Here is a 7,721-nt window from a genome sequence, read left to right as displayed (position 1 = left end):
ATCCAGACCGAGGTCGGCAAGTCCTCCTCGGTTGCCAAGGAGATCGAGCAGATCCCCGGGGTCACTCAGGCCGAGGACGTCACCGGCCCCTATGACGTCATCGTCCGGGCGGAGGCGGCCACCGTCGACGACCTCGGGAAGATGGTCATGGCGAGAGTGCAGTCGGTCGACGGCATCACCCGCACGCTGACCTGCCCGGTTGTTCACTTCTGAGCTTCTCCGTCCCGACGTGGGTCAGGTCGGCTCCGGGACGGGGGGACCCGGTGACGCCGGTGGCGCGCCAGAATCGGGACATGGCCACCGGTGGTGAGCAAGCCGAGTGGGGCGGGCGCCCGGCAGGGGGCAGGCGCCGGCCGGGGCGGTCAGGTCGGTCTCCGGTGTTCGTCGCCTCGTGGGTCCTGCTCGCGCTGGTCGGATGCGGCGGTCCCGGATCGATCCGGCTGACCAACGTGCCGATTCCCGCGGAGTCGGCCCGCTCGTCGTGCGTGGACCTGGTCCACGACCTTCCCCCGTCGCTCGGGGACGACCTCGACCGCCGGGCACTGGACCCCCCGCAGACCACGGCAGCGGCCTACGGCGCGACGCCGGTGGTGCTCACCTGCGGCGCGTCGGGTCTTCCGGCAAGCTACCGTCCCGATGCGATGCTGTCCGTCGTCGACGATGTGGGGTGGTTTGCCGAGGACCTGGGCGGGACGACGGTGCGCTATTCCACTCCGACGCGGCAGCCCCAGGTGGTTCTCATCCTGCCCGCCGACGTGCAGGCGTTCGAGGTACTCGTCTCGGTCGCCCCCGCCGTGCGGGCGCACAGCAGGTCGACGACATCCTGAGACGAGCTCCCGGCCATTCCGCCCGGCGGAACGCCTCTGCGCCGTCACGGGCCCGGGTGGCGTGAGGTGCCGGGTGGCGTGAGGTGCCGGGCGGTCAGCGCAGCCCCGCTCCGTCGCGCAGGGCCAGCCTGACGAGCCGGTCCACCAACTGCGGATAGGTGACCCCGCTCGCCTCCCACATCCGCGGGAACATCGAGGTAGGGGTGAAACCGGGCATCGTGTTGACCTCGTTGATGATCACATGGTGGTCAGCCGTGACAAACATGTCAACCCGCGCGAGCCCGGCGCAGTCCAAGGCCTCGAATGCCGCGATTGCCACTCTCCGCACCTCCTCCCGTACCGCGTGGGGCAAATTGGCCGGGACGTCGAAGTGGGTGGCGTCGGACATGTACTTGGCCTCGAAGTCGTAGAAGCCGGCCGAAGATGTGACGATGATCTCGGCGGGCACGCTCGCCTCGGCACCGGGGCCGTCCAGAGTTCCGAGGACCCCGCACTCGATCTCGCGGCCGATGATCGCCGACTCCACCAGGACCTTGGGGTCGCTGGCGCGGGCTGCCTTGATCGCGGTGTCCAGGTCCGCCCAGGCATCGACCCGGCTGATCCCGATACTCGACCCGCCGCGCGCGGGCTTCACGAAGACGGGCAGCCCCAGCCGTTCCTGGTCGGCCCCGGTGAGCGTGTCACCGGCCCGCAGGACGGCGTAGGACCCGACGGGAAGGCCGGCGGCCCGCAGCAGCGCCTTCATGTGTTGCTTGTCCATGGCGGCCGCGCTGGCGAACACCCCGGAGCCGACGTAGGGCAGGCCGGCCATCTCCAGGAGGCCCTGGACCGTCCCATCCTCCCCGAAGGGGCCGTGGAGCAGCGGGAAGACCACGTCGATGTCCCCGAGGGTGTCGCCGCTCCCGAGGGTGCTCCTGGCAGCGTCGAGGCCGCCGCGGGGGCGGCGCGGCAGCAGACCGGGCGTCGTCGGATCCGCGGCCAGGACGACGCTCTCACCGCGGGCCGCGACGACGGCGGGCAGCCGGTCTCCCGTCACCGCGAGGGCGGTCGGGTCGTCCGGCAGCATGACCCAGCGGCCATGCATGTCGATGCCGACCGGGACGACGTCGTAGACGTCACGATCCAGGGCTCGCAGTACGCCGCTGGCCGATACACAGGAGATCGCGTGTTCGGTGCTGCGGCCACCGAACAGGAGGGCGAGCCGAATCCGACGCCTGGAGCCTGCCATGCCGGGACACTAACGGATCGGCGTCGGTGACCGGCACCGTACCCGACGTGGATGTGGCCGTGCTCCGCCTCGACGTCCGCGGGAGGCCCGCGTCCGGTGTCGCCCCCTCCGGCCGGAGTAACGTCCGGCCGGAGGGCTCAGGCGCGAGAGACCTTGCCCGCCTTGATGCAGGAAGCGCAGACGTTCAGCCGCTTGGGGGTCCCGCCCACGACCGTGCGCACGGTCTGGATGTTGGGGTTCCACCGACGGCGCGTGCGTCGGTGGGAGTGGGAGACCGACATACCGAAGCCCGGCCCCTTGCCGCAGACGTCACACACCGAAGACACGAGAAACACTCCGTCGAAGTAGTAGCCGAAGTCGAAGTAGTACTGGTCCCGGTAGGCGTGCCCGGGACGTCAGGGGACTCAGAACCAGGATCGTACGCAACCCGCAACCCGCAACCCGCAACCCCGACGGCGCCGCCGGGGGACGCGCGTAGCGATGACCCGCTTGAGGTTACCCCACCTTCTGTGGCCCAGATGATGCGGCGGGAGCCGGTGGGTCTCGGTACTGTCGGTGGTCCGGTGCACTATCGGTGATGTGGTCGACCTCGACACGCCCCTGAAGGCTCTCGTCGGCGCGCGTGCCGCCGCCCTCTTGGCCGATGGCCTGGAGCTGAGGCTGGTTGGTGATCTGCTGGGGCACCTGCCCCGCCGGTACCACGAGAGAGGCGAGCTGACGGACCTCGCGGACCTCGTCGTCGGTGAGACGGTGACGGTCCAGGCCCGGGTCGAGAAGACAGAACGCCGCCCGATGCGCGGCACCCGGAAGTCGATGGTGCGCGTGACGGTGACGGACGGCCGGCATTCACTGTCGCTGACCTTCTTCAATCAGAGCTGGCGGGAGCGTGACCTCCGTCCCGGGACGACCGCGCTGTTCGCCGGCAAGGTCGACGAGTTCCGCGGGCGGCGTCAGCTGACCAACCCGGAGGTCCAGCTCCTCGAACCCGAGGAGAGCGGGGAAGCCGCCAGCGGTGCGCCGTTCGCGAACGCGCTGGTTCCGATCTACCCCGCCTCCGCCAAGGTGCCGAGCTGGACGCTGGCGAGGTGCGTCCGGCTGGCGTTGGACTCTCTCGATCCCGTCGAGGATCCGCTGCCGGACGATCTCCGCAGCCGGTACCGCCTGCCCGCTCTGGCCGAGGCCTTCCGGCTGGTTCACCAGCCCGCGAACCGTGGTGAGATCGCCTCCGGTCGTCGGCGCCTCACCTGGGATGAGGCTCTGGTGTTGCAGGTGGCGTTGGCCCAACGGCGTCGTGAGGTGGAGGCGATGGCGACGACACCCCGGCCGCAGCGTCCGGATGGTCTACTGACGGCGTTCGACGCCGCTCTGCCCTTCCCCCTCACGACGGGCCAGCGCGAGGTGGGGAAGACGATCGCGGCCGAGATCGGTCGGCCCGTTCCGATGCATCGCCTGCTGCAGGGAGAGGTGGGTTCGGGCAAGACACTGGTCGCCCTGCGGGCGATGCTCACCGTGGTCGACACGGGCGGTCAGGCGGTACTCCTGGCGCCCACCGAAACTCTTGCCGCTCAGCACAGCCGAAGCCTCCGGGAGATGCTCGGCGACCTGGCCCGGGCAGGAGAACTAGGAGCCGATCATCGGGCCACGCGGGTGACGTTGGTCACCGGATCGATGGGGGCGCGTGCGCGGCGGGAGGCTCTGGCGGAGATCGCAGACGGTTCCACCGGTCTGGTGGTCGGCACTCATGCCCTGCTGCACGATGAGGTGATCTTTAGCGATCTTGGTCTGATCGTCGTTGACGAACAGCATCGTTTCGGCGTCGAACAGCGGGACACGCTGCGAGCGCGTGGACGACGTCCTCCCCACCTTCTTGTGATGACCGCGACGCCGATTCCCCGGACGGTCGCGATGACCGTGTTCGGTGATCTCGAAGTCTCCGAGCTCACTGAACTGCCGGCGGGACGCTCTCCCATCGGGACGTTCGTGGTGCCGGCGAGCCAGAGATCCTGGACGGATCGGATGTGGGGACGAATCCGCGATGAGGTGGCCGCCGGGCATCAGGCCTATGTCGTGTGTCCCCGGATCGGTGCGGGCGGGGAGGATGAGTGCGGGGAGGATGACCCCGCCGGATCCTCGGCGGCTGGTCCGGATCCGCGAGCGTCCCGACCAGCTGCGACAGTGTGTGAGGTGCTGCCCCTGCTGGTGGATGGCGATCTTGCGGATCTCAGGGTTGAACCACTGTACGGTCGTCTCGCACCCGGGCAGCGGGAGGCCACCATGAACCGATTCGCGGCCGGCGAGGTCGACGTGCTGGTCGCCACCACCGTCATCGAGGTGGGAGTGAACGTACCGAACGCAACAGTGATGGTCGTCCTGGACGCGGACAGGTTCGGCGTGTCCCAGCTGCACCAGTTGCGCGGGAGGGTCGGCCGGGGCACCGCGCCCGGCTGGTGTCTTCTGCATACAGCGGCCGAGCCGGGATCCCCCGCCTGGGAGCGGCTCAGCGCGGTCGCCGCCACCAGCGACGGGGCGAAGCTGGCCCGTCTCGACCTCGCGCAGCGTCGGGAGGGCGATGTGCTTGGGGCCGCTCAGTCCGGCGGGCGACGATCCCTGAAGCTCCTGGAACTTCTTCGTGACGAGGACCTGATCCGCGACGCACGCGCGGAGGCCGGTCGCCTGGTTGACGACGACCCCGGGTTGGACCGGCATCCCGCACTGCGCCGGCTGCTCGACGCGGTTCTCGACGACACCAGTGTCGCCTTCCTCGAGAAGGGATGACCGGGTGGCCCGATGACGCGCATCATCAGTGGGACCGCGGGTGGTCGGCGGCTCGTGGTTCCACCCGGGACAACCACCCGTCCGACCTCGGAACGTGCCCGTGAGGGATTGTTCAACACCTTGTCGACCTGCCTGGATCTGCGGGGCGCTCGGGTTGCCGATCTTTATGCCGGATCTGGTGCGGTCGGTCTGGAATCGCTGTCTCGGGGTGCCGCTCATGCCCTTCTCGTTGACCGCGATCCGGTCGTGATACGCACTCTGCGGCGGAACGTGACAGCGATGGGACTGTCGGGCGCGAAGATCGTGCAAGCCGCGGTAGAGCGTGTGGTGCAGAACGCCTCGGGTAATCCCTACGACGTGGTTTTCCTCGATCCGCCGTACGCGATGCGCGACTCGGAACTCGGCGAAGTGCTGTCAAAGCTGCTGGCGGCCGCCTGGTTGACTGCGGACAGTGTCTGCGTTGTCGAAAGATCGCACCGCTCGGGCCCGGTCGTCTGGCCTGACGGGTTGTGTGCGCTGCGCGACCGGAGGTACGGGGAGGGCGCTCTCTGGTACGGTATTCGATCATGAGGAGGGCAGCCTGTCCCGGTTCATTTGATCCGATCACCAACGGTCATCTCGACATCATCGTCCGAGCGAGCAGACTCTTCGATGAGGTCGTGGTCGCCGTATCGATCAACAAGAACAAAGTCACCTTGTTCACCGTCGACGAGCGGATGGAGCTCATCAGGGAGGCCCTGCGTGATCATCCGATGGCGCCGTCCAACGTCCTGGTGGATGCGTCCCACGGGCTGATCGTCGATTTTTGTCGGAGCAGGGGTATCCAGTCGATCGTCAAAGGACTGCGTGCGGTCAGCGACTTCGACTATGAGCTTCAGATGGCGCAGATGAACAATTCGCTTGCGGGCGTGGAGACTCTTTTCATGAGCACGAACCCGCAATACGCTTTTTTGTCCTCCAGCCTGGTGAAGGAGGTCGCGCGTTACGGGGGCGATGTGTCGGGGCTGGTACCCGATGTGGTACTCAAACAGCTCCGTGAGCGTCTCGCTCAGTAACTCCCGCCGGGTGGGTAGCCGCCGACCGACTTCCGCCGGGCTCTCCCGCCGTTCCCGACCGTCCGGGCTCCGGGCCGGTCGCGGGGGGGGGGTGAGCGGTGCCCGAGTGGGTTCCTGGGCGGAGGTCCGCCGCCCGCCGGGCTCGGGTGCCCGGAAATCTCGGCAGCCTGATCGGATCGTCCGCGGCGCCGATCGGATAGGCTAGGACCGCAGTAGCTGACCGGCTCGGTAGTTAGCCGGCTCGGTAGCTGACCGGCTCGCAGTAGCTGACTGGCTGGAGTCTGTTCGTCGATCCTCTGGGAGGGTCCAGGCCTCTGGGAGGGTCCAGGGCGCCGTCGACGCCGGGCCGCCTCCGTCGTCAGCAACGCCGGGTAGCTATACCACCACGAAGGCCCTGTTTCGGCCGGGCTTCCTGACATTGACGTAGATGTGAATTTGACTGCCGCCATGACTGGATCCCACTCTCGCCGTCGGACCCCGAAGGGTCCCCTTGTGCTGGACACCCGTGAGCTCGGTCGGCGGCCCGGGTCGATGCGGCTTGTCCGGGCGGAGGCGGAACTTCTCGCCGGTCTCGGAACCGAGATGATGTGGGTGCCGGCTGGCGCGAGCGCCACCTTGGACCTGCGTCTCGAATCGGTGATCGAGGGTGTTCTGGTCAGCGGGACCGTCGTGGCGCCGCTTCGGGGTGAATGTGCGCGCTGCCTGGACGACGTGTCTGAGGCCAGCATGGTCGAGTTTCGCGAGCTGTTCTACTACCCTGACCGAGCCGTGGACCTGGGTGACGACGAAGACGCTCGGGTACTAATCGATGATCATGCGGACATCGAGCCCGTGGTGCGGGATGCCCTGGTGCTCAACCTTCCGCTGTCACCCATCTGCCGCCCGGACTGTGCGGGACTCTGCGTGGACTGCGGGGTGCGTCTCGACGATGTCGAGCCTGGACATTCCCATGCGCGATCCGACCCGAGATGGGCGGCGCTGTCCGCGCTGGCCGACAGCGGAGCAACGGGAACCGAGAGGGGTCGCACCGACCCTCATGAGAGCAAGGAGAAGGAATAGTGGCCGTCCCGAAGCGGCGCACCTCGCGCAGCAACACCCGGTCCCGGCGTTCGCAGTGGAAGGCTAAGGTGCCGACCCTCGCAAAGTGCTCGCGGGGGCACGTGATCCGGCCGCACACCGTCTGTGGCACGTGCGGCCGGTACAACGACCGTCAGGTGCTTGACGTCTGACCCGGTGTGACACGTATCGCTGTTGACCTGGTGGGGGAGGGGTCCCCTTCCGGGCCTCTCCTCGAGACATTGCCCAGTGCGCTCGACGCCGATCCGCATCTGGTGCTCACTCTGGTGACATCCGGTGACGCCGTCCGGGATGACCTTGCTCGCCTGGGAATTGTGCCAGGCGAGCGCGTTCTGCTCGCCACGGCCGCTCGCGGCGTTTCGGCGGGCCCGGAGGCATTGCGTGAAGTGCGAGCACGTCGGGACTCCGGCGTCCGGGTAGCGGCGCGCCTGGTCCGCGACGGACATGCCGATGCGATGGTCTCGGTAGCCCCGGCCGAAGCCGTGGTCGCCTCGGCTCAGTTCACCTACGGTCTGCTACCCGGGGCGACGCGGGCCACCCTCGCCTCGATTGTCGGCGGGTCGAATGCCCCCGTCGTGCTGTGTGACGCGGGGGCGACGGTTGATGTGACGGCGGACGAACTCGCCCAGTTCGCGGTCGCGGGCAGCGCGTACGCCGCGGTTCGCTTCGCCGTCGACGCTCCTCGCGTCGGGCTTCTGACGGCGCGTCCAGCGATCCCCGACACCTTGCGGCGAGCCGCCGACGAGCTGCTCCGATCGC

9 protein-coding genes and 1 pseudogene are annotated in these 7,721 nt (G+C 68.3%); 8 read left to right on the top strand and 2 right to left on the bottom strand.

The window, feature by feature from the left end:
• Both ACY45C_RS02900 and ACY45C_RS02895 read left to right on the top strand, forming a co-directional pair.
• On the top strand, positions 1–213 hold a 213-nt coding region (locus ACY45C_RS02900), incomplete at its 5' end, for an Lrp/AsnC ligand binding domain-containing protein (protein ID WP_462186114.1).
• Between the two features lie 164 nt (positions 214–377).
• Complete coding sequence (locus ACY45C_RS02895) at positions 378–827, top strand: DUF3515 family protein (RefSeq protein WP_462186113.1); 450 nt, start codon at positions 378–380, stop codon at positions 825–827.
• Between the two features lie 94 nt (positions 828–921).
• Here ACY45C_RS02895 and ACY45C_RS02890 read toward each other — a convergent pair whose 3' ends face one another.
• Both ACY45C_RS02890 and rpmB read right to left on the bottom strand, forming a co-directional pair.
• On the bottom strand, positions 922–2,055 hold the full coding sequence (locus tag ACY45C_RS02890) for a D-alanine--D-alanine ligase family protein (RefSeq protein ID WP_462186112.1): 1,134 nt from the start codon (positions 2,053–2,055) through the stop codon (positions 922–924).
• Positions 2,056–2,192: 137 nt separating this feature from the next.
• A complete protein-coding gene (rpmB, locus tag ACY45C_RS02885) occupies positions 2,193–2,381 on the bottom strand; it encodes a 50S ribosomal protein L28 (RefSeq protein WP_011437984.1) in 189 nt (62 codons plus the stop codon).
• 253 nt (positions 2,382–2,634) lie between these two features.
• On the opposite strand from rpmB, the gene recG reads away from it, so the two are divergent.
• The 6 genes and pseudogenes from recG to ACY45C_RS02855 all read left to right on the top strand — a co-directional run.
• Positions 2,635–4,830 (top strand): ATP-dependent DNA helicase RecG, encoded by a 2,196-nt coding sequence (recG, locus tag ACY45C_RS02880; RefSeq protein WP_462186111.1) that lies wholly within the window; start codon positions 2,635–2,637, stop codon positions 4,828–4,830.
• 12 nt (positions 4,831–4,842) lie between these two features.
• Entirely contained in the window at positions 4,843–5,400 is a 558-nt protein-coding gene (gene rsmD / locus ACY45C_RS02875; RefSeq protein WP_462186110.1) for a 16S rRNA (guanine(966)-N(2))-methyltransferase RsmD, read from the top strand.
• Positions 5,397–5,885 (top strand): pantetheine-phosphate adenylyltransferase, encoded by a 489-nt coding sequence (gene coaD / locus ACY45C_RS02870; RefSeq protein WP_011437981.1) that lies wholly within the window; start codon positions 5,397–5,399, stop codon positions 5,883–5,885. The genes rsmD and coaD overlap by 4 nt, the downstream gene beginning before the upstream one ends.
• Before the next feature lie 447 nt (positions 5,886–6,332).
• Positions 6,333–6,944, top strand: coding sequence for a YceD family protein (locus ACY45C_RS02865; protein WP_462186109.1), 612 nt, complete (start codon positions 6,333–6,335; stop codon positions 6,942–6,944).
• Positions 6,944–7,114, top strand: coding sequence for a 50S ribosomal protein L32 (rpmF, locus tag ACY45C_RS02860; protein ID WP_011437979.1), 171 nt, complete (start codon positions 6,944–6,946; stop codon positions 7,112–7,114). The genes ACY45C_RS02865 and rpmF overlap by 1 nt, the downstream gene beginning before the upstream one ends.
• A 6-nt stretch (positions 7,115–7,120) precedes the next feature.
• Positions 7,121–7,721: pseudogene (locus tag ACY45C_RS02855) on the top strand (phosphate starvation-inducible protein PhoH); the annotation flags it as partial.

It is taken from the genome of Frankia sp. CcWB2, from assembly GCF_977927585.1.
The sequence above is the reverse complement of the archived record's forward strand: the minus strand, read 5'-3'. Positions and strand labels throughout refer to the sequence as shown.

What these genes read in the sequence shown, in the direction of transcription:
- coaD (WP_011437981.1), top strand. Translation starts at nt 5,397, where the DNA reads ATGAGGAGGGCAGCCTGTCCCGGTTCATTTGATCCGATCACCAACGGT.
- rsmD (WP_462186110.1), top strand. Translation starts at nt 4,843, where the DNA reads ATGACGCGCATCATCAGTGGGACCGCGGGTGGTCGGCGGCTCGTGGTT.
- ACY45C_RS02865 (WP_462186109.1), top strand. Translation starts at nt 6,333, where the DNA reads ATGACTGGATCCCACTCTCGCCGTCGGACCCCGAAGGGTCCCCTTGTG.
- ACY45C_RS02890 (WP_462186112.1), bottom strand. Translation starts at nt 2,055, where the DNA reads ATGGCAGGCTCCAGGCGTCGGATTCGGCTCGCCCTCCTGTTCGGTGGC.